Raw genomic sequence first — 22,463 nt, forward strand, 5'->3', positions numbered from 1 at the left:
AGAGCTCAGATGGGCTCGGACTGTGGACGGAGCGATCTGGGCGGCCGTGTCGCGCAGGGCCGCGCAGATCGGATCGACTCCGTGTTCGTCGCGGAAAGCGGCGACGAACTCCACGATCAACGCTGTGGGCGGTCGATCTCCGCCGCAAAGAAAGCTGATGCCTGCTTCAAGATGGTGTTCGCCCGCCGCAACTCCCGGTTCTCCCGTTCCAGCTGCGCGATCCGCTCAGCCTCGCTGGTCGTGGTCCCCGGGCGGTCCCCGCCATCGATCTCGGCCTGCTTGACCCAGGTGCGAAGCGCCTCCGGGTGCACACCGAGTTGATCGCCGATCCGTTTGAGCGCCCCTGGTCGCGTGGCTGGGTCCTTGCGGGCCTCCACCGCCATCCGCGTCGCCCGCTCCTTCAGCTCAACGCTGTATTTCCGTGGTGCTGCCATGCTCTCCATCCTTCACAGATTCGAGAGCCTCCGACAAACCCGGGGCGTTTCACTGGGGGACCTGTCGTGGTGTGCCACCCAGGACATGGGTGATCACCCGGTTGTTGCCGTGGCCGACGGCGTAGCGCATGTCGAGCGGGCCGGAGATGGACACCGCCCGGGATGGAACGAAGGCCGGACGCGAACCACTTCGTCATCGGTGAGGCGATGGCGCGTGCCGCCCCACACGGCCAATTGCGCACCGGCGCTGTGACCGACCACCAGCTCGTCGTCGATTCGCAACTGCGGGTAGGTCTCGGCCATCGCGGGCACATGGTCGAGTGCTCGGGCCACGTCGTGGAAGGTCGTGGGCCACCCTCCGCCGGTGCCCAGACGTCGGTACTCCACGTTGTAGACGGCCAACCCCCGGTCGGCGAGGTCTCTGGCCATCTCGTCGAATTGCTCTGCACCGGACCGGCTTTCCCAACCGCCACCATGGATGATCGTCACCAGCGGCAGCGAGTCGTCGTCGCGGGCGCCCGCAGGCAGGTACAGATCGGCCCAGTTCTCGGCGGGGTCGGCATCGTCGGAATCGAGATACTCGACGCGGACGACGTCGAAGGATTCGGTCCCCGCGGGGACCGGGGGAGCCGTCGCGGGTCCGTGCGCATCCGACGGCGTACCGGAAGACGGTGACGGCGTTGACGACTGCTGGTCCGGCGGCGTCGAGCAACCACCGGCCACGAGCGCGATCACGCCCACGGCCACCGTGACGATCCGACGTCTCATCGGTTATCGGAGACCGGAGGGCACGATCTTGCCGTTGACCGTCACGGTCACCTCGCCGGTCTCGGTGTTCTCGGAGATCTCGCCGTGCTCGAAGGTGACCACCTCGAGGTCACCGTCGACCGTCACGTCGCTCGTGGGCACACCGAGCGGCCCGGCCGAGCCGTTGGTGCCGAGGAGCAACGGGGTGCCGTCCGGAGCGCGCTCGGTGTTCCAGGCGTCCCGGATCTTGCCGGAGGTGACGATGTACCCAGGCGTTGCGGGGTCGCTGTTCCTCGCGATGATCACGCCACCGCGGAACTGTTGGTAGACAACGCCACTCTCTCGTGTCCCCGCGTTGTGATCCCCGGTCAACGGCTTGCCCAGGGCGGCCCGCTGTGCCTCGGTCGCCGACGCGTACTTCGTTGCGATCGGGCCGGTGAGAGTCACCTCGACATCGTCCTCGCCCATGACCGTGGTCTCGGTGGGCTTCGCATTCTCCACGACAGGAACGGGGCCCGTCGTGTCGCCGGCCGCTGAGGTCGTCGTCGAACCCCCGGTCGTCGAGGCTCCGGAGGGCGACTCGTCGGCGTCTGACGTGCCGCAACCGGCGGCGATCAGTGTGATCGCGAACAGTCCGGCGACCAACTCGGAGCGGCGGGATGCCACCAGTTTCATGTGATCCTCTCGACCCTCGACTCGTCGGCCTAGATGTATCACGGACCGCGGCCCGTCGCCGAGCGGCTGCGATTCACCCGTGCCGACGGCGGTACTCGCCCGCGGCACCCGGATGCAGGGGGATGGGTCCGGTGAGGATCAACGACTGCGCGTCGAGGAACTGGCTGCCGATCGCCTGGGCGGGCACGAGGTGTGCGGCCTGGTCGAGCAGCACGTCGACGATGGCCGCGGCGGTGACGTCCGGTACATCCCGTCGGGCGAGCAGGAGATTCGCGATCCCGACGGTGGTGACTGCTGGGTGCCGGCCGTAGATGTCGGCGGGGATGCGTACGGGCTCGTACGCGGGTCCGAACCGCTGTCGTAAGCCCGCGACCACGTCACCGAGGTCGAGCAGGACGATCGGCACGCGCGGGTCGGTGAACGCCGGGGTCGGCAGACCGCCCGCCCACATGACGGCGTCGACCTCTCCGGCGGCGAGGGCGGCGCCGGCGTCGGCCATCGTCTGCCGGACCGGGCGGATGTCGCGGCCGGCGTCGAGGCCGGCTGCGGCGAGTACCCGCTCGGAGAGCCCGGCGGCGCCGGACCCCGGTGCTCCGACACTCACCGACCGCCCGCGCAGGTCGGCGACCGTCGCGATCCCGGACCCGGTGCGGACCGCCACCTGAAAGTAGTTCTCGTACACGCATCCGAGCGCCGTCAGCTGTGGGCCCGCGCGCTCGATGGCCGTGTCGCTGAGACTGATGGCGAGTTCCGCGGAACCGTCCGCCAGGGCGTCGAGGTTCTCAGCAGAGCCGCCGGATTGCCGCGGGCGGATCTCCGGCGCGCCGGACCGGTCCGCCGCCGCGGCGAGAAGACCGGCGAACTCCCAGAAGAACCCGCCGGGCTCTCCCGCCGCGAGGCGTACCGGTGCGCCGCGTTCGGTTCCGCACGCGGTCAGGAGAAGCAGCGCGCCCAGGCCGGTGGCCCCGCGGAGCATGGTCCGCCGGTCCACCGGCCCGCGCGCGAACGACATGGTGACACCTTAGGCCCGCCGGGCAACGGCCTCTGCGTCGAGGAAGGCCCGCCCCTGCTCGCGATCGAGCGGGGTCTCCGCCTTGTTGCGCAGGACGAAGATGTAGACCATCAGCGAGACTGCGATCACGACGGTGACGTAGGCGATGAACCACGGGACATGACCGCCGTTCTTCGCGGCCTGGTAGATCAGCGGCGCGGTGCCGCCGAAAGCCGAGTTCGCGAGCGCGTAGCCCAGACCCACTCCCAGCGCGCGGACGTGGGAGGGGAAGAGCTCCGCCTTCACGATCGCGTTGATGGAGGTATAGCCGGTGAGGATGATGTAGCCGATGGCGAGCAGGGTCAACGACGTTGCCACCGAGGTGGTCTGGGGCAGGTAGGTGATCAGGACGTAGGTGTACAGGACACCGCCGACGCCGAAGAAGATGAGGACGGGTTTGCGTCCGACCTTGTCGCTGATCATCCCGCCGATCGGCTGCAACACCATCAGGAAGATCAAACCGATGAGGTTGATCCAGGTCCCGGTGCGACCGTGGTCCTCGTAGGCGGTCTTGACGATGGCCGGTGCGTTGACGCTGTAGGTGTAGAAGGCGATGGTGCCGCCGATGGTGACCAGGAAACAGATCAGCAGTGGGCGCCAGTAGTTCAGGACGAGTTCGCGGATCGAGCCGGACTCGGAGTCAGCCCCGCTGCGGACGGCCTCCAACTGCTCCGGGGTGAGCGACTCGTCCATGCTGCGGCGCAGCCAGAAGACGACCACCGCGGCCACGCCGCCGATGAGAAACGCGATACGCCAACCGAAGTCGGAGATCTGGTCCTTGTCGAGGAAGCCCTGCATCACCAGCAGGGTGAGCTGCGCCAGTACGTGTCCGCCGATGAGCGTGACGTACTGGAACGACGAGAAGAAGCCGCGACGCTCCCGGGTGGCCGCCTCGGACATGTAGGTGGCCGACGCGCCGTACTCACCGCCGGTCGCAAACCCCTGTACCAGTCGACAGAGCACCAGGACGACCGCCGCCCACACGCCGATCGACTCGCGACCCGGTGTCAGCGCGATGACGAGGGAGCACGCCGCCATCAGCGACACGCTGAACGTCAGCGCCGCCCGGCGGCCCCGACGGTCCGCGTACCGACCGAAGAACCAGGAGCCGACCGGCCGCATCAGGAAGGTGACGGCGAAGATGGCATACACGTAGACGGTTGAGTTCTTGTCGGCCGAGTCGAAGAACTGGCTCTCGAAGTAGGTCGCGAAGACGGTGTAGACGTAGACGTCGTACCACTCGACGAGGTTGCCGGACGACCCGCGCAGGGTGTTGAGCACGGCACGACGCGTCGCCGCGGCCGACGACGTCGGCGGTGCGCTCCGGGCGTTCGCGGGTTGCCGGGTGGGCGAGTCGGTCATCAGGGTCCTCCAGGTCGTCGAACGTGCACCCGACCCGGTCCGGCGTCGGTGCCCCTAACACTGTGAACGCAGTCACAGGCGGAACGGAAGCCGATCGCGGTTTCCTAACACTCCCTTAGGACAGGTCGTCCACGGCCTCGTGGAACGGGACGTCGGAGGCCGGGATCCAGAGGTCCACCCGCAGTCCCGCGGGGCGTCCGGCGGTCACCTCCAGTTCGCCGCCGGCTCCTTCGACAAGGGCCGCGGCGATGGCCAATCCGAGTCCGGAGCCCGGCCCGCTGCCGGACGACGCGCGGAAGAACCGCTCCGTGATGTGTGGCAAGTCGTCGGCCGTCACGCCCTGTCCGGTGTCGGCGACCCAGACCCGGATACGCGCTCCCTCGGATCGACAGCCCAGCTCTACGTGGGCACCTTCCCCGGCGTGGTTGACCGCGTTGCTCATCAGGACGTCCATCGCCCGGATGAGGTCGTCCTCGTCGAGCGCGGCGATCACCGACCCGGGCCGGGGCGGCGAAGTGATCGACGCCGACATCCCCGCGTCGGCGAGCGCGTCCGCCCAGAAATCGTGGCGCTCGACCAGCACGGCGGCGACGTCGCAGACCCCTGTGGTGGAACCGGCGGGCCGCGACTCGGCGGTGGCGAGGACGAGGAGGTCGTCGACGATGCGGTCGAGCCGGTCGATCTCCACGATGGTCTTCTGATGCGATTCCAGCGAGCGGCCGGCCAATCCGAGGCCGAGGGTGTCGAGGCGAAAGCGGACCGCTGCCAAGGGATTACGAAGTGCGTGCGCGGTGTCGGCGACCAGGCGGCGCTGGGCGGTGGTGGCGTTCTCGACGTCGTCCGCCATCGCGTCGAAGATCCGGGCCAGCTCGCGGACCTCCGGTGGGCCGGTGTGCCGTTGACCGGGCGGCCCACCCGGGGGCGTGTCGTGCGCTGACGGGCCGCTGTCGATGATCGAGGCGCGCAGCGAGCGCACCCGTGCCGACAACGCCGTGAGTGGGCGAACCGTCCACCGCGACAACGCAACCGCGATCATCGACCCGATCACGAGCATCGCGAGGGCCCCGGCGGCGATCACTGCCCACGTTCCGACGACATCGCGTTTCGCCGCCGTCGTCGATGCCTCGATGACGACCGCGCCGTCGACCTGGGTGCCCGTGCCGATCGGCATGGCCACGAGTACCGAGTCGGGCGACCAGGGTGTCAACCCCGACGCGATCCGGGTGCGTTGATTGCGCAGTGCCTCGGAGACGGCCTCGGCGACCTCGGGTGACCGGGCCGAGAGGCCGGCCGAGGCGCGCGTCGTGCCGGCTCGATCGACCACCAGGACACCTTCGTCGTAGAGGTCGCGGTAGCGCTCGGCGGCCCGCTGGAGTTCCGTACCCCGCATCTCCGGGTCTCGATCCGCGAGGTCGGTGAAATAGACCGCGGACGCGGTCCGGCTCTCGGTGAACCGTTGCAGCCGTTCACGACTCGCCGTCGTCGCGAGAGGTACCGCCAGGCCCAGGACCACGATCGCCGAATAGACGACGAGCACGAGCAGTACGCGGCGCCACATCGTTCAGGAACCCCAGCGGTAGCCGTACCCGCGGATCGTCTCGATCACGCCCGGCCTGCCGAGCTTGGCCCGGAGCGCGGTCATGTGGACGTCGAGGCTGCGCGAGATGGCGACGTAGGCGTCGCCCCAGATCGCGTCCATCAACTGTTCGCGGCTCACCGCCTCCCCCGGCGGGTGACGAGGTGCGCGAGGAGTTCGAACTCCTTGGGAGTGAGGGCGACGTCGGTGCCGGCCACGGTCACCAGTCGCGCGTCGAGATCGACGACGATGTCGCCGGTGGCGATCTGTCGCGCCGCGGGTGGAGGTGCGTCGGCGGTGCGCCGACGGGCGGCCACCTCCAGGCGGGCCATCAGCTCGCCGAGGCGCGCCGGTTTCACCACGTAGTCGTCGGCGCCCCCGCGCAGCGCACGCACCACCGACCGCTCGTCCTGCCGCGCGGTGAGCACCACGACCGGCATCTCACTCACCGCCCGCAGCCTGCGCAGCACGGTCAGCCCGTCCTCGTCGGGCAGCCCCAGGTCGAGAAGCGCGAGGTCGAAGTCCCGGTGACCCAGGAGGAGATCGGCGCCGCGGCGCATGCGACGGGGCTCGTGCCCGACCTCGTTCAGGGCGTCGACGAGTGCGTCACCGACCCCGTCGTCGTCTTCCACCACCGCGATACGCATCGTCTCTCACGGTACGACAGGAACCGGAGGCGACCTCTCAGAGCACGATCTGCCGATTCACGTCCTTGTATAGGAGGTACCGGAAGTTCGACGGCCCGCCGGCGTAGCAGGCCTGCGGGCAGAAGGCGCGCAGGGACATGTAGTCGCCCTCCTGGACCTCCACCCAGTCCTCGTTGAGCCGGTAGACGGCTTTGCCCTCCAGGACGTAGAGGCCGTGTTCCATCACGTGGGTCTCGGCGAAGGGGATCGACGCGCCGGGCTCGAAGGTCACGATGTTGACGTGCATGTCGTAGGCGAGATCCAGCGGATCGAGCATTCGTGTTGTGCGCCAGGCGCCGTCGGTGTCGGGCATCGGGGAGGGCTCGATGTCGCGCTCGTTGCCGAACTTCGGGGCCGGCTCGTGACCCGCGATGGGCTCGTAACGCTTACGAATCCAGTGGAAGGAGACGGGGACGTCGCCGCGGTTGTGTGCCGACCACGGTGTGCCCGCGGGCAGGTAGCCGAAGCCGCCGTCGGTCAGGACGTGTTCCTCGCCCGCGATGCTCACAGTCAGCGATCCGGCGGTGACGAAGACGAAACCCTCGACCTCCGACTGCGGTTCGGGCGCAGCCGATCCGCCGCCCGGGGCGACCTCGACGATGGTCTGGGCGAAGGTCTGCGCGCCACCGGGTACCGGGCGGTTGAGCACCCAGGCGCGGGTGTCGGTCCACTCCGGGAAGACCGAGGTGACGATGTCGCGGAGCACGCCGCGCGGGATCACCGTGTACGCCTCGGTGACGACCGCGCGGTCGCTCAGCAGGTCGGTCTGCGGCGGGAGTCCACCGGCGGGGGTGTAGTACGGCGTCGCGTTCATCGGGTTGTCCTCTGTGAGTGGGGGAGTGCGAAGTCGCGCACCTTCTCGATGGGCAGATCGGTCGCGGTCTCGACCTCGTCGACGGTCAGTGCGCCGCACACCTCGCCGCGTCGGATGAAGCCGGCGAGTGCGCGGGCCGTCGCCGGTTCGTCGAGCACCGACGACTCGAGCTTGTGCGCGTAGTTGCGCAGACGCACTGCGGCGGAATCGAATCCGTCGCGATAGAAGGCGTATGTGGCCAGGAAGCGGGTGACGAGCTGCGCGGGGTGGAGGTCCCACCCCTGGTAGAAGCCGCGCTCGAGGTGGCGCCGGACCAGTCGCGCGTGCAACGCCCAGCCGGCTTCGACGGCCTCGGCGTCTCCGACGGGGAGGATGTTCGTCGATCCGTCCGACAACCGCACACCGGTGCCGGCCGCGGCGAGTTGCATCACGGCCTTCGCGTGGTCGGCGACGGGATGTTCCATCGACTGATACGCCGCGGCGATGCCGAGGGACGCCGAATAGTCGTAGGTTCCGTAGTGCAGTGCGGTCACCCGGCCCTCGCCGGCCTGGATCATCGCCGCCACGGCCGCGGTGCCGTCGGCGCTCATCACCGACTGCGGGGTCTCCACCTGGATCTCGAAACCGATGCGACCCTGCGGAAGTCCGTGAACCCGCTCGAGTTCGCGGGCGACGGCGACCATCGCGACGACCTGATCGGTCGAGGTGACCTTGGGCAGCGTGAGCGTCAAACCCGCCGGGAGGTCCCCGGTGTCCGCGAGGCCGGCGACGAACAGATCGAGGGTGCGCAGGCCGCGGGCGCGGACGTCGGCCTCGAAACACTTGAAGCGGATGCCGAGGAACGGCGGTGAGGCGTCGCCGGCCGCCCGGATCGCGGCGACGGCGGCGCTGACGTGCGCGTCCTCCTCGTCATCGGCGCGGACACCGTAACCGTCCTCGAAGTCGATGCGCAGATCCTCGATGGGCTCGGTGCGCAGCTTGTTCTCGACGAGATCCGCGAGCGCGGTGGCCGCCGAGTAGGTCCGGGCGACGGTCGAGCGGGCGATCGCGGCGAGGCCGCCGTGGTCGGCGGCTGCCTCCAGGGCGGAATGGCCCCACTCCCGGGCGAGCTCGGCGGTGTACCGGTCGGCGGGAACGTAGACCGTGTGGACCGGCTGCCGGCTCCCGTCGTCGCCCGGATACCGATCGGATAGCACCGCGTCCGACGGTGCGAGGGCGGCCTCGATCTCAGCGAGGAAGGTCGCGCCGAGGCGACCGGGTTGCACGCTCATGGCGCCCCTTCGTGTCGGATCAATGGAAATCAAATTCCGCAGAGCGGAGTTTACTCCAGAACTGTCGGATGCGACCACCCGTGTGCGCAGACGGACCCTGATTGTGGTTTCATATCATGGAACGTAGCGTGATGCCGGACTGTGGAGGTGGCGATGGCGGGGAACTCCGGCGGTGTGCAATCCGTCGAGCGCGCATTCGAACTGCTCGAGCTCATCGGGCGCGCCGGCGGCGAGTGCTCACTGAGCCATCTGTCGGCGGAATCCCCGCTGCCGCCGCCGACCATCCACCGGCTGCTGCGGACACTCGTGGGAATCGGGTATGTCCGGCAGCTCCCGAACCGGTCGTATGCCCTGGGCCCCCGGCTCATCCGACTCGGCGAGGTGGCCAACCGGCAGCTCGGCGCGGTCGCCGCACCCGTCCTCGCCTCCCTGGTCGGCGAACTCAGCGAGACCGCCAGTCTCGCCGTCCTCGACGGCGACATGGTCATCTACGTGGCGCAGGTTCCGTCCCCGCACAGCATGCGCACCAACAACGAGGTCGGCCGTCGGGTCACGATGCACAACACCGCGGTCGGCAAGGCCGTGCTCGCCGAACTCGACGATGCGCGCATCCTCAAACACGTCACGCAGGCGGGGCTCACCCCCGCCACCCAGTGGAGCGTCACGTCGCTGTCGGGTGTGTTCGCGGCCGTCGAGCAGGTACGGGCGAGCGGGGTCGCCACCGATGAACAGGAACACGAGGTCGGCGTCTGCGGGATGGCGGTCGCCGTCCCCGGTGCGCCCACGCCCATGGCGGTCGGGATCTCCGGGCCGGTCGCCCGATTCGACGACGGGCTCCGGGCCCGCGCGGTCGGGGCGCTCCGCACGGCCGCGGAGACCGTGTCCGAGGCGCTGATCGGGTCGCGCGAGTAGGCCTTCGACAAGCTCAGGCGGCAGGGGTGCGGCTCAGGCGGCGGCAAAAGAGCTAGATGGTCAGTTTCGTGGGCGTCGTGCGGTTGGCGCCGTCGCCGCTGGAACCATCGCCGACCTGACCGTCGTTGTTGAATCCCCAGCAGTACACCGACTTGGCCGCCATCGCGCACGACGTCCCGTTGCCGGTCGAGATCGAGGTGACGTCGGTCAGCGTCGAGACCTCGCGGGGGATCTTCACCGACCCGCCGGACGAGCCGAGCTGGCTGCGGTCGTCGTCTCCCCAGCAGAAGGCCCGGTTGTCGGAGACCGCGCAGGTGGTGCCCCAGTCGGTGGAGATGGCCGAGACGCCGCTCAGATTGCCGACCTGAACGGGGGCCTGGCGGGTCTCGGTGGTGCCGTCGCCGATCTGGCCGTAGGCGTTGGAACCCCAGCACCACGCGTCGCCACCGGCGACCGCACAGGTCGTCTGGAAGTACGTGCTGGTGTTGGTGTTCGGATCGTCGTCGTCGGATGCCTCGTGGTAGCCGCCGACGGTGATGTCGGTGACGTCGGTCAGCGCGCCGACCTTCACCGGCGCCGAGCGCGCCGTCGTGCTGCCGTCACCGATCTGCCCGTTGTCGTTGGCGCCCCAGCAGAACGCCGAGCCGTCCGACACCGCGCAGGTGGTGCCGTAGGCGGTGGTGATGTCGGTGACGACGCCCAGTCCGGGGACCTTCGTCGGCGCCGAGACCGGGTCGGTGCCGCCGCCGGTGCCGAGCTGGCCGTATTCGTTGTTCCCCCAGCAGTAGGCGTCGGTGCCGGCGACCGCGCAGGTGGTGCCCCAGCCGGTGGAGATCGCCTTGACGTCGGAGATGGCGCCGACCTTGGTCGCGGAGTCCACCGTCGAACCGCTGGAACCGTTGCCTACCTCGCCGTAATGGTTGTTGCCCCAACAGAATGCGTCGCCGGCGGCGATGGCGCAGGCCGTCGAGACGTAGGCGTTCTCGCCGGTGAGGTAGCCGCCGGTGGTGACCGCGGTCGCGTTGGCGACCCCGGTCACCGCCACCGGTCGGGTGTGCGGCGTCGTGGAACCGTCGCCGAGCTGACCGGAGTCGTTGTCGCCCCAGCAGTGCACGCTGCCGTTGACCACGGCGCAGCTGCTGCCGAAGTTCGTGCTCACCACCGGCTGCGCGACGGTCGCCTTCTCCGGGTCGGCGACGGTGCTGCCCAGGACGGCCAGTCCCACGACGGCGGCGACCACCAGCAGCAACACGGCGCCGAGGACGCCGGCGACGATGAGGCCGGTCCGCTTTTTCTTTTTCGGCGGGACCGGCGGCATACCCGGGTAGCCGACCTGGGCATGCCCGGGCTGCGCGTGCGGGCCCGAGAGGTGAGGGGCCGAGGAGTACATCGGCTGGGGCCCCGACGGCTTGTTCATCAGCGGCTGCGGGCCCGACGGTCCGGTCATCGTCGGCTGCGGCGGCGGGGTGTATTGGCCATGGGGTGGGCCGAACTGCTGCTGGGGCCCCGAGGGGTGACCCGTGGACGGGCCGCCGGTGCCGCCGCCGACGAGGGTGGGCGGCGGAACCGAACCCGCGATCATCGTGTTGCCCTGTGCGGCAGGGGATTCGAGCGCCGATTTCAAGGCGGCCGCGAAACTGCGGCAGTCGGGGTAGCGGGATGCGGGATTCTTCGACAGGGCGCGCTGGAACACCGGGTCGAGGTGCGCGAGGTCGCCGCGCAGCTGGCCGATGTGGGGGACCGGGCGTTGGATGTGGCCCAGCATCACCGACGGTTCGGACTGTCCGACGAAGGGCGGCTGCCCCGCGAGCATCGCGTAGGCCGTGCAGGCCAGCGAGTACTGGTCCGACCGGGCCGTGGCGTCGGCGCCCTCGAGCGTCTCCGGGGCCGAGAAGGCGACCGTCCCGATGAACGAATGGGTGCCGGTCAGGTTGGCCGAGCCGGCGAGCTTGGCGATGCCGAAGTCGAGCACGAGAGCGCGTTCGACGGCGTTCGTCGCCGGATCGCGCGTGACCAGGATGTTGGCGGGCTTGATGTCCCGGTGCACCACGTGGTGGCGGTGCGCGTAGTCGAGGGCGTCGGCCACCTGTCCGACGACCGTCGACACCTCCGCCGGCGTCAGACGTTCCTCGGTGAGGTCCTTGCCCTCGACGTAACTCATCGAGAACCAGGGCGAGCCGTCCTCGATGCCGTACTGGTGGATGGTGATGATGCTGCGGTGGTCGAGCTTCGCGGTGGTGCGGGCCTCGTTGGTGAAGCGCTGGTTGAACCCGGGCTGGGCACTGACCGCCGTGGAGATGACCTTCAGGGCCTCCCGCCGCTCGAGTTGCAGGTTCTCGACGAGGTACACCTCGCCCATACCGCCCGCGCCGAGCTGGGAGACCACGCGATAACCGGCGATGTGGGTGCCGGGACTCAACGGCACGGCGTCACCTCTTTCTGGCTTGGCGGGAGAGCGGCTGCCAAATGGCTGCTCTCGCAGACGTATGCAGGGACGATACCGAACCGGGAAAGGTCCGGGGCACCCTTCAACCGGATGACGGAGCCGACGCTAGAACGTGACCTGAGTGGGGGTCAGACGGTCGTCGGTGCCCCCGACGCCGAGCTGTCCGGTGGCGTTGAAACCCCAGCACCACAGGTATGACGACGCGAGCGCGCACGTGGTTCGTTCGCCGGTGGACACCGCGCCGATATCGGACAATCCGTTCACCCGGGTGGGCGCCGGCCGGTCGGTCAGGGTGCCGTCGCCGACCGAGCCCCAGGCATTGGCGCCCCAGCAGTACGCGACCCCGGCCGCGAGTGCGCAGGTGGTGTTCGACGTGCCGGTGCTGATGGCCTCGACTCCGTCCAGGCCGGACACCGGCGTCGCCGTGCGTCGGCCGTAGGTGGTGCCGTCGCCGAGTTGGCCGAACGCGTTGTCGCCCCAGCAATATGCACTCGCCCCGGCGATCGCGCAGGCGGTCGCGGCGCCCGCGGAGACCGACGTCGCGCCGTCCAGGTCGGCGACCCGGGTCGGGCGGGCCCGGTTGGTGGTCGTGCCGTCGCCGACCTGTCCGTTGTCGTTGAGCCCCCAGCAGTAGGCGTCACCGGTCGCGACGGCACACGTGAAGTTCACGCCGACGCTGATGGCGGTCACGTCGTCGAGCCCGGCGACCCGGACCGGCCGGTACTGATTCGCGGTCGAACCGTCGCCGAGCTGGTCGAAGTCGTTGGTGCCCCAGCAGTACGCCGAGCCCGCCGAGATCGCGCACGTGGCCCAGTTGGCGGTCGAGATGGCGGTGACATCGGCGAGACCGGCGACCCGGGTCGGCGTCAGCCGCGCGTCGGTCGTGCCGTCGCCGATCTGCCCGTAGTCGTTGTTCCCCCAGCAGTACGCGAGTCCCTCGGCGATCGCACAGCTGTTGGGTCCACCGGTGCTGATCGCGGTGACGCCGCTGAGATCGGCGATCGGCGTGGGCGTCTGGCGGGTGTCGGTCGTGCCGTCGCCGAGTTGGCCGGCCGCGTTGTCGCCCCAGCAATAGGCGGTTCCGTCCCGGATCGAACACGTGGCCCCGAGTCCGGCGCTGAGCTGGGCGCCGGCATCGGCCGCCGCGATCGGCGACGACGGGGCGTCGGACGCGTCCCCGCCATCGCCGCCGCCGAGGGTGAGGACCCCGATCGCGACGACGACGGCCAGCACCGCGACCACGGCGACCGCGGCGAGGGCGAGCGGCCACCGTCGCCGGTGGGAGGGCGTCGGGGGCGCGGGGGATGGGGCGACCCACGGTGGGGTCGGTTTCGCCGGTGGAGGCGGGGTGATGACCTGGGTCGCAGCCACGGGCGCGGGTGGCCGGTTGTCGGAGTGGGTGCGCCCCAGCGCCGCGCGCAGATCCGCGGCGAACGCACCGCAGGTGGGGTACCGGTCGAGGGGGCCGCGCGCGAGCGCGCGGTCGAAGACGGGATCGAGGGCGGCGAGCTCGGGGCGGTGGGTGCTGATCGGCGCCGGGCGTGTCGTGAGCTTTGCGACGATGTGACGGGTCTGCGTGTCGGCGTCGAACGGGGTTGCGCCGGAGAGCAATTCGTAGGCGGTACAGGCCAGCGCGTACTGATCCGATGCGGGGCCCGCGGGTTTGCCGTCGAGGATCTCCGGCGCGGCGTAGACGAGGGTGCCCACGAACGACGACGGAGCCGTCAAGGTGGTCGCGGTGGTGAGCTTCGCGATCCCGAAGTCGAGCACGACGACGCGGTCGAGGGCCTCGTCCATCGCGCGGCGCGTGACCATGATGTTGCCCGGTTTGATGTCGCGGTGGATCACGCCGTGCTCGTGTGCGTAGTCGAGGGCGTCGGCGACCCGGGAGACGACGGCCGCCACCTCGTCCGGGCGGAGCGAGGCGCGTCGGAGGTCACGGCCGTCGAGGTAGGCCATCGTGAACCAGGGGTCGCCGTCGGCGACGCCGTAGTGGTAGATAGTGACGATCGACGGATGGTCGAGGGCCGCCGCGGTCTGTGCCTCGCGACTGAACCGGCGGGCGAACTCCTCGTCGACGGTCTCGGCGATCGAGATCACCTTGAGGGCCTCGCGCCGACGGAGCTGCGGATTCTCGACCAGGTAGACGGTGCCCATTCCGCCGCTCCCCAGCCGCGTGATCACCCGGTAGCCGGCGACCTGGACCGGTTGGGCGACCATGGGCGCCTCCTGGGGGCGTGACCTGTGTTGCGACGACCTTAGCCCCGGCACGGGACTTCCGCCCCGGACACGGCTCTTGTTCATTCGAACGGCATGGCACAATGCACGACGTGGCAAACAAATCTGGCGCTGAAACACCCTCCTCCGGCGAAGCGGGGGCCGGCACCGGCAAGATCGTCGAATCTGCCAAGGGCAAGAAGCACTACGTCGACAACGGCTGGCCGCAGGACGAGAACGGCGATGCCGCCGAGCACGCGGTCTCCGAACTCGCGACCCACATCTCGGGTGCGCTGTCGCCGTTCGGCGACACCGAGTTCCCGCTTCCGGTCGACGACCTGCCGTTCGTGCAGTCGAAGACCATCGTCAACCGCTGACGTCGATGCCGCCCACCGGGACTGACGAAGGTGGGTCGGACGCCCGGGACACCGGGCCGGCCGGCAGCTCTCGGCTGAGTCATCTGGACGAGTCCGGAACGGCCCGCATGGTCGACGTCGGCGCCAAGCCGACGACGAAGCGTCGCGCCGTCGCCGCCGGCACGTTCCACACCACCGCCGAGGTGATCGGTCTCCTGAGCGAGTCGCGGCTGCCCAAAGGAGATGTGCTGGCCACGGCGCGCATCGCCGGGATCCTGGCGGCCAAACGCACCGACGAGTTGATCCCGCTGTGCCATCAGCTGGCGTTGTCCTCGGTGGAGGTCGACTTCGCGATCGGCGCCGACACGATCGAGGTCACCGCGACCGTGGCCACCTCCGGCCAGACGGGGGTGGAGATGGAGGCGTTGACCGCGGTCGCAGTCGCCGGTCTGACACTCCACGACATGGTCAAGGCCGTCGACCGACGGGCGAAGATGGACGGAATCCGCCTGCTCGCCAAGACCGGCGGCAAATCCGGCGACTGGTACCGCGAACCGTCTGACCCGGCTCATGACTGACCGGAATCCTCCCCGCGTCGCGCGCGTCGTCGTCGCGTCGAACCGCGCCAGCAGCGGTGTCTACGAAGACCGGTCCGGACCGATCATCGAGGCCTGGCTGGTCGAGCAGGGTTTTACCGTCGACGAGTGCGACGTCGTCGCCGACGGCCCGCCGGTCGGCGAGGCCCTCCGCGCCGCGATCTACGCCGAGGTCGACCTAGTCATCACCACGGGCGGAACGGGTTTGACGCCCACGGACCGGACTCCGGAACAGACCCGCCCGCTCCTCGACGTCGAGATCCCGGGTCTGACCGACGCCATCCGCTCGGCCGGGCTGCCGACGGTGCCCACCGCGGTCCTCTCACGTGGACTCGCCGGAATCGCCGGGACGACCCTCGTCGTGAACCTGCCCGGTTCGACCGGCGGGGTCCGCGACGGGCTCGGCGTCCTCGCCGGGGTCGTCCACCACGCGCTCGATCAGATCCGCGGAGGCGACCACCGATGACCCGAGAGGCCGGCTCGCACGTGGTGCACACCGCGGTCGTCGACGAGCCGATCACGCTGGCCGACCACGAGGCGATGGTCATCGACGCCGCCGACGGCAAAGCCGGTGCGGTGGTCGGGTTCGTGGGCGCGGTCCGCGACCACGACGGCGGCCGCACCGTGACCGCGCTGCATTACTCGGGGCATCCCACGGCGACGAAGGTCCTGGCCGAGGTCGTCGCGGAGGTCTCCGCGGTCGACGGGGTGCGCGCGGTCGCGGTGTCCCACCGGGTCGGCGACCTCGTCATCGGCGACATCGCGTTCGTGGTCGCGGTGGCGGCCGACCATCGTCGGGCGGCGTTCGATACCTGCTCGCGCCTCGTCGACGAGGTCAAGGCCCGCCTGCCGGTCTGGAAACACCAGTTCTTCGACGACGGCACCGACGAATGGGTCAACTCGGCCTGACCCCGCCCCCCCGCTGGTTGAGCTGACCCCCGCTGGTTGAGCTGACCCCCCGCTGGTTGAGCTTGTCGAAACCAATGGAAAAGGGCCCCGCACGGATGGTTCATCGTGCGGGGCCCTTCGTCTGGGTCCCAGATCAGGCGTCGAGCGGCGATCAGGGGTTGGGCAGCAGGTGCTTGTTGTCGTTGAACAGCTTGATCTGGTCCTGGTTCAGCGTGACGCCGCTGTCCTTGGCCGCCTGCCAGAGGTTCTTGATCTCGGGGCTGACGCCGGCCTCGGTGAGGGCGTCGGTGACCTGGTTGGCGACGTCCTCGGTGGTCTTCGCCAGATCGACGCTGCCGTTGCCGCCGGGGAGCACCGGGGCGATCTCACGCGGGGTGTCGGTCGGCGCGCTGCGCGGGGTCGAGCCCGACAGGCCGGTGCCACAGGTGGGCCAGGCGCCCTTGCCCTGCGAACCGAGTACACGCTCGGCGACGACGATCTGCTCCTCGCGCGAGGCCTGATCGGCGGTCGGGGCGAACTCGCCGCCGCCGTGGCCGGTCCAGGTGCTCGGGGAGAACTGCAGGCCGCCGTGGTAGCCGTTGCCGGTCGCGATGGCCCAGTTGCCACCGGATTCGCACTGCGCGACCTGGTTCCACTCGGCGTCGGTGGCCGCATTGGCGGTACCGGTGCCCAGGAGGGCTGCTCCGCCGCCGAGGACCGCGCCGGTGAGGGCGACCTTGGTGATGGTCTTGGCGGCCGTGCTGGTCGTCTGCTTGCGATGACGTCCGGACATGTATGTGTTTCCTCTCTCCACGCGCCTACGAAGTCAGCTGTCGGGTTCGAGCGAGAGGTGCTCGGTCTCGGGTCGTCGTGGTGGTCGCCGCGACTTCCGGGAGTTAACCCCGAGGACACCTGGTGTGGTGCCCGGTCTCAGGGGATGAGGTTGGGTCCCCCGTCCTCGTTCCTAGATTGCTTGTCGTTCCCACCGGCGGAACGAGGCTCGGCGCGGCCGGTGGGACGTTATGTCTTGGTTGCTGTGTTGTGACCTCCGAGGAGGACGCTTCGAACAGTACGTCGTTCGTTGGACTGAATCACCTGCTTGGACGCAAGCGATTTTCGGCCCGGATCCGGGTCTTCCGACCCACTTCGGCCGTCATCCCAGTTCAACGGGTTAGTGGCCGTCCCGTGCCCATCCTGTTACCGGGCCGTGATGTGACTAAGGTCACAAGTCGGGTGTGGCGTCAGCCACCGGCAAACGGGGGGAGGACGTCGAGTGTCGCGCACGTGCCGAGCGCACGCGTCCGATCGGAGAACGCGATCTCGTCGCGCAGATACGAGCAGCGTTCGAGAACCGTGGCGAGGGAGGGGTTTCCGGCGGCGAGGATGCCCTCGAGGGCACCGAGGGGGGTCGACGGGTCGACGTCGATCACCTTCTCCTCGGCACCGGCCGCGGCGCGCGCGGCCGCGAAGAAACGAACTGTGAGCTGCATCGGACGCGAGCCTAGCCGCCGATCGCCGACATCGGCCGATCCGGTTGGGTGAAGCCCGCCGCGTTCACCTCGTGGCCGGCCGCCTTGGCCCACATGTTCGCGCGCCACAGGCGCGCGAGGGCGGCGTCGATCTCGTCGTCGGGGAGGGTGCGCAGCGCGTGCCGCACGTCGGTTTCCGACGTCGCGAACAGGCAGTTGCGCAGTGATCCGTCCGCGGTGAGCCGGGTGCGGTCGCAGTCCCCGCAGAACGGCCGGGTGACCGACGCGATCACCCCGACGCGTGCCGGGCCGTGCGTGCCGCGGTGGCCGTCGACGAGCCACGTGGCGGCCGGAGCGCTCCCACGCGGCGTGGGGTCGGGCAGCAGGGTGAATCGCTTCCGCAGGGTCGCGAGGATCTCCTGTGCGGTCACCATCTGCGCTCGCTGCCACGCATGGTCGGCGTCGAGTGGCATCTGCTCGATGATGCGCAACTCGTAGCCGTGCTTGAGACAGTAGGCGAGCAGGTCGGGGACTCCGGGTAAATCGCCACGGTCGGGCACCACGGCGTTGACCTTGACCGGGTCGAGCCCGGCGCGGCGCGCCGCCGCCAGGCCGTCGAGCACATCCGTCAGACGGTCCCGGCGCGTGATCTCGGCGAAGCGGACCGGGTCGATGGTGTCCAGCGAGACGTTGATGCGGTCGAGGCCGGCGTCGACCAGACCGCCGACCCGCCGGGGCAGGCCGAGTCCGTTCGTCGTCATCGCGATCTCGGGTGACTGCGGGAGGCCTGAGACGGCGGCGATGACGTCCTCGAGGTCGCGGCGCAACAGAGGTTCGCCGCCGGTGAACCGGATGCGCTCGATCCCCAGGTCGCGCACCGCCACCGTCAGCACCCGGATCAGTTCGTCGGTGGACAGCACCTGGTCGGTGGGCATCCAGTCGAGGCCCTCGGCCGGCATGCAGTACGAGCACCGAAGATTGCAGCGGTCGGTGACCGAGACCCGGAGATCCTTGGCGACCCGACCGAAGGTGTCGAACAGCGGCCCGTCGGTGGGCACATCGGAGGTCGCTGCTTCCCGCGGGGAGCGGGGCAGCGGCAGTCCGAGGCCGACCGTGCTCATGGTGCTGGGCGACTCACTTCCGGGTCGGGTCCGTGCGCGCCTCCAGGGCGCGGAAGGTGCTGGCGTGGAAGACCAGGGGCTCGATGTCGGGATCGGCGCGCAAGGTCTCGATCTCCAGCAACACGACGGTGTGGTCGCCGGCCTGGATCTCGTTGTGGATCGTGCACGACAGGTGGGCGGCCGCGTCGGGCACGAAGACCGCCCCGCGATCGGTGCTCAGCGGCGTGATGCCGTCGAACCGGTGCTCCGACGACCCGGCGAGTTGCTTGCAGAGTTCGATCTGGTCGCCGGCGAACACGCTGACCCCGATGGCCGGAGCTGTGCGGATCCGCGGCCAGGTCGTCGAGGTGTTCTGGACGCAGACCGAGACGAGTGGCGGGTCGAGCGAGACGGTGGTGAACGAGCTCGCGGCCATTCCGATCAATGTGGTCGAATCCCCGTCACGCTGTTCGCAACACACCGCCACGACGCCCGACGGGAAACAGCTGTACGCGTCGCGCAGCGCCCGCCCGTCGGAGACGGGGGAGAGATCGGGGGTGGTGTCGATGGTTGTGGTCACGGTCCTCACCTGGCTCGGCGTCCGGCACGGAGTGCGTACACCAGGCCCAGGACGAATCCCAGCGGTGCGCACATGGTCAGCAGATAGACGGCGGTCGGCGCGGTGTCGCCGCCGGTCACCAACGGTGTCAGGAACAACGCCACGATCGCCAGAATTCCGATCATGAACACGACCCCGGCAGCCTGCAGCAACCGCGGGGAGGATGTCTTCTGCATACCCGCCACGGTAGTGCAACGCGCGCCGGTGCGACGCCGCGCGATCCGTGCCCGCCGGGTAATGGTGTGACCGCGCGGTGGGGCGTTGGCTAGGATGGTCCGAAGCAGGCGCCTTGCATCCGTCTGGGCTCGCACGGTCTTCCGCCGTCCGGGCCGCGAGATGGGTGACGGCGTCTTTTGTCGTGACGGGTCGTTTTTCGACAGATCTAGAACAGATGAGGGTGAGCACAGTGCCGACCGGCAAGGTGAAGTGGTACGACGCGGACAAGGGCTTCGGCTTCCTCTCCCAGGAGAGCGGTGAAGACGTCTACGTCCGTTCGGCAGCGTTGCCCGACGGAGTCGAGGCGCTCAAGCCGGGCCAGCGCGTCGAGTTCGGCATGGCCGCCGGTCGTCGCGGCCCGCAGGCGTTGAGCGTGAAAGTGCTCGAACCCGCACCCAGCGTCTCCAAGAACGTGCGCGAAGCCGCCCGCAAGGACGTGAAGCGGCACACCCCCGACGAACTGCACGGGATGGTCGCCGACCTCATCACCCTGCTCGAGGGCAAGGTCCAGCCGGACCTGCGTAAGGGGCGTTACCCCGACCGTAAGACCGCACAGCGGATCTCCGAAGTCGTGCGTGCCGTCGCGCGGGAGCTCGACTCCTAGGGCCGACTACGCGGCGGGCGCGGTCTGAACCGCGAGCTCGCCGCGTGGCAGGACGTCGTCGGCGGGGGTGAGCCGCGCCGACGCGGAGATCACGGTGAACCCGACCAGCACCCGGTCCGGTTCCGACCGGAGCGTCAGGGTGAAGGTGTCGTCCGCGCCCTGCTGCTGCTCGTCCTCGACGATCCCGCGCGGAGTCTGATAAACCGCCGCGAGGTTCCACGGACCCTGCGCGATCTCGCTCGAGACCGTCAGCATGATCGTCGAACCCACCGGCACCGGTACGGTTGCGGTCTCGTTCGGCGCGGTGATCTCGGGATCGCACGCGGTCAGCATCAGGTCGCACCACCAGCGCGGATCGACGGTGTGCAACTCATCGCCGACCGCGACGTGCAGGTAGGGCTGATCGTCGTGCGCCGCGTTGCGGGTCAGCAGGAACACCGACGTCCCCACCACCGCGACGAACAGCACGACGACGATCGCGATGATCGACAGAGCCTTCTTCTCACCACTGCTGATCACTGACGACGTTGTCCTGTCTGGTTGGGCGGCGGGTGATCGCCGGGGCTGTACGGGCGCTCACCCCGGGTCTCGAACGGGGCGGTCGACGGGGTCCGGGTGGGCATGCGGGCGGTCGAGGGCCGCGCGGCGTGCGGTCGGGTGTCGGCGTCCGCCGGACCGGTCCGGGTGGCCGATCGGGCTTCTGCCGCGCGGAAGGCGACGGTGGGCGCGGCGTGGTCGGGGCGTCGACCGCCCAGACCGGGGACCAGTGACTTGCCGCGGGTGGTCATCACCGTCTGCAGCAGCCCGAGGCCGAGCAGTACCGAGACGACCGTGAACCCGATCCACAGGGTCGGCGGCAGCAGCACCCCGAGCGAGGCGCCGAAGACCCACGACAGCTGCAGCACCGTCTCCGACCGGCCGAACGCCGAGGCGCGGGACTCGTCGGGCAGGTCGTCCTGGATGGACGAGTCGAGGCACACCTTCCCGATCGCGCTGGTGCCGGAGGCGACCAGGGCTGCCACGGCGGCCGCGGCGATGTTGCCGAAGATGGCGGCCAGGACCGCGACGACGAAGCAGGCGGCGGTCGCGCCGACGACGATGTTCGGCGGGTTCTTCAGCTCGAGGCGGGTGCCGACGCCGTTGCCGATCATGTTGCCGACGCCGGCGGCGGCGCCGACCGCGCCGAGGAGGAGCAGCTGGGTCCAGTCCGAGGCGTCGCCCTGCTGGGCCTTGGCGTAGAACGCCACGAACAGCGTCAGGAAGCCGGTCAGGATGCGGATCGTGCCGTTGCCCCACAACCCGGCGACGACCTTGCGTCCGAGTGGCTGGCGCATCTTCGCCGCGATCATCTTCGCGCCGTCGCGAGCGCTCGTCGGCTGCTCGGAGTCGCCGGGGGCCGATCGCGCGGGCTCGCCGTGGTAGGTGAGGGTCGTCGGGATCTCGCCCTCGGTGGACTCGACCCACGCCGGGATGCGCATGCACAGGTAGGCGCCCGCGGCGGCGACGACGGCCAGCCACACCATCGCGCCCGGTAGATGGAGTGGGAGCAGCTGGCCGAGGAGGAACTCGATGGCCGCGGCGACCGCGCCGCCCACGATCGTGCCGCCGATGAGGCCGAAGGTGGTCAGCCGTGAATTGACCCGGGGGAGGTCGATGGTCGGCGGCACCACACGCGGCGTGACGGCCGACTTGAGGACGCCGAACGACTTGGACAGCACCAGCAGACCGAGGGCACAGGGATAGAGCACCCATGGGTCGTATTCCAGCTGCTGGGTCACGTCGTTCCACTGGACGTTGGCCATGATCAGCAGGGCCAGGACGACGCGCAGTCCGAAGGTCGTGGCCATGGCGATCCGCCGGCCGCGCTGCAATCGGTCGAGGAGCGGGCCGATGAGTGGAGCGATGAGGGCGAACGGCGCGATCGTCAGTGCCAGGTACAAGGCCACATTGGTCTTCGACTCACCGGTCGCGGCGGCGAAGAACAGCGTGTTCGCGAGCGCGACGGCCATCGCGGCGTCGGCGGCGAAGTTGGCGATCACCGGCAGCGTCAGCGCGGTCAGGCCCGACTGGTCGGCGCCGTCGGCGGTGGCCGCCCGGTGGATCTTGCCGATCCCCCTGCCGGTCAGCTCGCGACTCCGCATCGCCGCGACCCGCATCACCGTCAGCTTCTTGGGTGTACGGCTTCCACCGTTCTGGGGCCCGTGGTCGGTCGGCATCGCCCGGGTCGCCTCGTCGGCCGGCGGACGGGCGCGGTCGTCGAGCGGCGGGAGATGCGGATTGTGGGTCGGCGGGGGGAGGTAGGCGTTGCGGCCGGGACCCGGCCCGGACGGCGGCTCTCCCCATCCCGGCGCCGGTCGCCGGGTCCGCATCTGCCGCGTCTCGTCGGCCGGATAGTTCGTCGAACCGGGGTGCTGCGCGGCGCGT

At 69.7% G+C, this 22,463-nt stretch carries 22 protein-coding genes, 2 pseudogenes, 1 riboswitch and 1 other annotated feature; of the genes and pseudogenes, 6 read left to right on the plus strand and 18 right to left on the minus strand.

The features are described 5' to 3' along the window. Window positions 1-27 precede the first annotated feature (27 nt). Window positions 28-156, minus strand: a sequence feature (AL1L pseudoknot). From A9310_RS18895 to A9310_RS18935, 9 genes and pseudogenes are all read right to left on the minus strand, one after another. Next, window positions 117-434 (minus strand): transposase, encoded by a 318-nt coding sequence (locus A9310_RS18895; protein ID WP_035753870.1) that lies wholly within the window; start codon window positions 432-434, stop codon window positions 117-119. It overlaps the preceding feature by 40 nt. A gap of 55 nt (window positions 435-489) precedes the next feature. Beyond that, a pseudogene (locus A9310_RS18900) lies at window positions 490-1,190 on the minus strand (alpha/beta hydrolase); the annotation flags it as partial. 15 nt (window positions 1,191-1,205) lie between these two features. Continuing rightward, a complete protein-coding gene (locus A9310_RS18905; protein WP_065631959.1) occupies window positions 1,206-1,856 on the minus strand; it encodes an LGFP repeat-containing protein in 651 nt (216 codons plus the stop codon). A 73-nt stretch (window positions 1,857-1,929) separates the two neighbouring features. Then, window positions 1,930-2,868 carry a TAXI family TRAP transporter solute-binding subunit gene (locus A9310_RS18910; RefSeq protein ID WP_065631934.1) on the minus strand — a complete coding sequence of 313 codons (939 nt, stop codon included), beginning with the start codon at window positions 2,866-2,868 and terminating at the stop codon, window positions 1,930-1,932. 9 nt (window positions 2,869-2,877) lie between these two features. Then, window positions 2,878-4,269: an MFS transporter gene (locus A9310_RS18915; protein ID WP_065631935.1), complete on the minus strand. Its 1,392-nt coding sequence runs from the start codon at window positions 4,267-4,269 to the stop codon at window positions 2,878-2,880. Between the two features lie 115 nt (window positions 4,270-4,384). Next, entirely contained in the window at window positions 4,385-5,827 is a 1,443-nt protein-coding gene (locus A9310_RS18920; RefSeq protein WP_065631936.1) for a HAMP domain-containing sensor histidine kinase, read from the minus strand. A gap of 3 nt (window positions 5,828-5,830) precedes the next feature. Continuing rightward, window positions 5,831-6,492, minus strand: a pseudogene (locus tag A9310_RS18925) (response regulator transcription factor). Between the two features lie 37 nt (window positions 6,493-6,529). Then, entirely contained in the window at window positions 6,530-7,345 is an 816-nt protein-coding gene (locus A9310_RS18930) for a bifunctional allantoicase/(S)-ureidoglycine aminohydrolase (RefSeq protein WP_065631937.1), read from the minus strand. Then, window positions 7,342-8,616, minus strand: a complete 1,275-nt coding sequence (locus A9310_RS18935; protein WP_065631938.1) for an aldolase/citrate lyase family protein — start codon at window positions 8,614-8,616, stop codon at window positions 7,342-7,344. The genes A9310_RS18930 and A9310_RS18935 overlap by 4 nt, the downstream gene beginning before the upstream one ends. A gap of 153 nt (window positions 8,617-8,769) precedes the next feature. Between A9310_RS18935 and A9310_RS18940 the strand changes: the two genes are divergently transcribed. Then, window positions 8,770-9,528 (plus strand): IclR family transcriptional regulator, encoded by a 759-nt coding sequence (locus A9310_RS18940; RefSeq protein WP_065631960.1) that lies wholly within the window; start codon window positions 8,770-8,772, stop codon window positions 9,526-9,528. 52 nt (window positions 9,529-9,580) lie between these two features. Here A9310_RS18940 and A9310_RS18945 read toward each other — a convergent pair whose 3' ends face one another. After that, complete coding sequence (locus tag A9310_RS18945) at window positions 9,581-11,953, minus strand: protein kinase (RefSeq protein WP_065631939.1); 2,373 nt, start codon at window positions 11,951-11,953, stop codon at window positions 9,581-9,583. Window positions 11,954-12,079: 126 nt separating this feature from the next. After that, entirely contained in the window at window positions 12,080-14,194 is a 2,115-nt protein-coding gene (locus A9310_RS18950) for a protein kinase (RefSeq protein ID WP_065631940.1), read from the minus strand. 101 nt (window positions 14,195-14,295) lie between these two features. Between A9310_RS18950 and A9310_RS18955 the strand changes: the two genes are divergently transcribed. The 4 genes from A9310_RS18955 to A9310_RS18970 are packed head-to-tail and all read left to right on the plus strand — an operon-like array spanning window position 14,296 to window position 16,052. Next, the gene (locus A9310_RS18955; RefSeq protein WP_065631941.1) at window positions 14,296-14,568 is read left to right on the plus strand and encodes a hypothetical protein; all 273 of its coding nucleotides are present in this window, start codon (window positions 14,296-14,298) and stop codon (window positions 14,566-14,568) included. 5 nt (window positions 14,569-14,573) lie between these two features. After that, window positions 14,574-15,125 (plus strand): cyclic pyranopterin monophosphate synthase MoaC, encoded by a 552-nt coding sequence (gene moaC, locus A9310_RS18960; protein ID WP_065631942.1) that lies wholly within the window; start codon window positions 14,574-14,576, stop codon window positions 15,123-15,125. Further along, entirely contained in the window at window positions 15,118-15,609 is a 492-nt protein-coding gene (locus tag A9310_RS18965) for a molybdenum cofactor biosynthesis protein B (RefSeq protein ID WP_065631943.1), read from the plus strand. The genes moaC and A9310_RS18965 overlap by 8 nt, the downstream gene beginning before the upstream one ends. Then, on the plus strand, window positions 15,606-16,052 hold the full coding sequence (locus A9310_RS18970; protein ID WP_065631944.1) for a molybdenum cofactor biosynthesis protein MoaE: 447 nt from the start codon (window positions 15,606-15,608) through the stop codon (window positions 16,050-16,052). Before A9310_RS18965 ends, A9310_RS18970 begins: the two co-directional genes overlap by 4 nt. 151 nt (window positions 16,053-16,203) lie before the next feature. On the opposite strand, the gene A9310_RS18975 is transcribed toward A9310_RS18970, so the two are convergent. The 5 genes from A9310_RS18975 to A9310_RS18995 form a co-directional block, all read right to left on the minus strand. Next, window positions 16,204-16,824, minus strand: coding sequence for a transglycosylase family protein (locus tag A9310_RS18975; protein ID WP_058251629.1), 621 nt, complete (start codon window positions 16,822-16,824; stop codon window positions 16,204-16,206). A 6-nt stretch (window positions 16,825-16,830) separates the two neighbouring features. Then, window positions 16,831-17,047, minus strand: a riboswitch (cyclic di-AMP (ydaO/yuaA leader). A gap of 225 nt (window positions 17,048-17,272) precedes the next feature. Next, on the minus strand, window positions 17,273-17,521 hold the full coding sequence (locus A9310_RS18980; protein WP_065631945.1) for a molybdopterin synthase sulfur carrier subunit: 249 nt from the start codon (window positions 17,519-17,521) through the stop codon (window positions 17,273-17,275). Between the two features lie 11 nt (window positions 17,522-17,532). Next, window positions 17,533-18,621: a GTP 3',8-cyclase MoaA gene (gene moaA, locus A9310_RS18985; RefSeq protein ID WP_065631946.1), complete on the minus strand. Its 1,089-nt coding sequence runs from the start codon at window positions 18,619-18,621 to the stop codon at window positions 17,533-17,535. A 13-nt stretch (window positions 18,622-18,634) separates the two neighbouring features. Continuing rightward, window positions 18,635-19,180 carry a flavin reductase family protein gene (locus tag A9310_RS18990; protein WP_058251687.1) on the minus strand — a complete coding sequence of 182 codons (546 nt, stop codon included), beginning with the start codon at window positions 19,178-19,180 and terminating at the stop codon, window positions 18,635-18,637. A gap of 5 nt (window positions 19,181-19,185) precedes the next feature. Next, a complete protein-coding gene (locus tag A9310_RS18995; RefSeq protein ID WP_058251626.1) occupies window positions 19,186-19,395 on the minus strand; it encodes a hypothetical protein in 210 nt (69 codons plus the stop codon). A 230-nt stretch (window positions 19,396-19,625) separates the two neighbouring features. Here A9310_RS18995 and A9310_RS19000 point away from each other — a divergent pair, with 230 nt between their 5' ends. After that, on the plus strand, window positions 19,626-20,039 hold the full coding sequence (locus A9310_RS19000) for a cold-shock protein (RefSeq protein ID WP_004020198.1): 414 nt from the start codon (window positions 19,626-19,628) through the stop codon (window positions 20,037-20,039). Window positions 20,040-20,045: 6 nt separating this feature from the next. On the opposite strand, the gene A9310_RS19005 is transcribed toward A9310_RS19000, so the two are convergent. Both A9310_RS19005 and A9310_RS19010 read right to left on the minus strand, forming a co-directional pair. After that, entirely contained in the window at window positions 20,046-20,558 is a 513-nt protein-coding gene (locus A9310_RS19005) for a DUF2771 family protein (RefSeq protein WP_065631947.1), read from the minus strand. Next, on the minus strand, window positions 20,555-22,408 hold the full coding sequence (locus tag A9310_RS19010; protein ID WP_223258984.1) for an MFS transporter: 1,854 nt from the start codon (window positions 22,406-22,408) through the stop codon (window positions 20,555-20,557). The genes A9310_RS19005 and A9310_RS19010 overlap by 4 nt, the downstream gene beginning before the upstream one ends. Window positions 22,409-22,463: the final 55 nt, after the last annotated feature.

This window comes from Gordonia sp. UCD-TK1, assembly GCF_001691435.1.
Lineage (GTDB): Bacteria > Actinomycetota > Actinomycetes > Mycobacteriales > Mycobacteriaceae > Gordonia > Gordonia hongkongensis.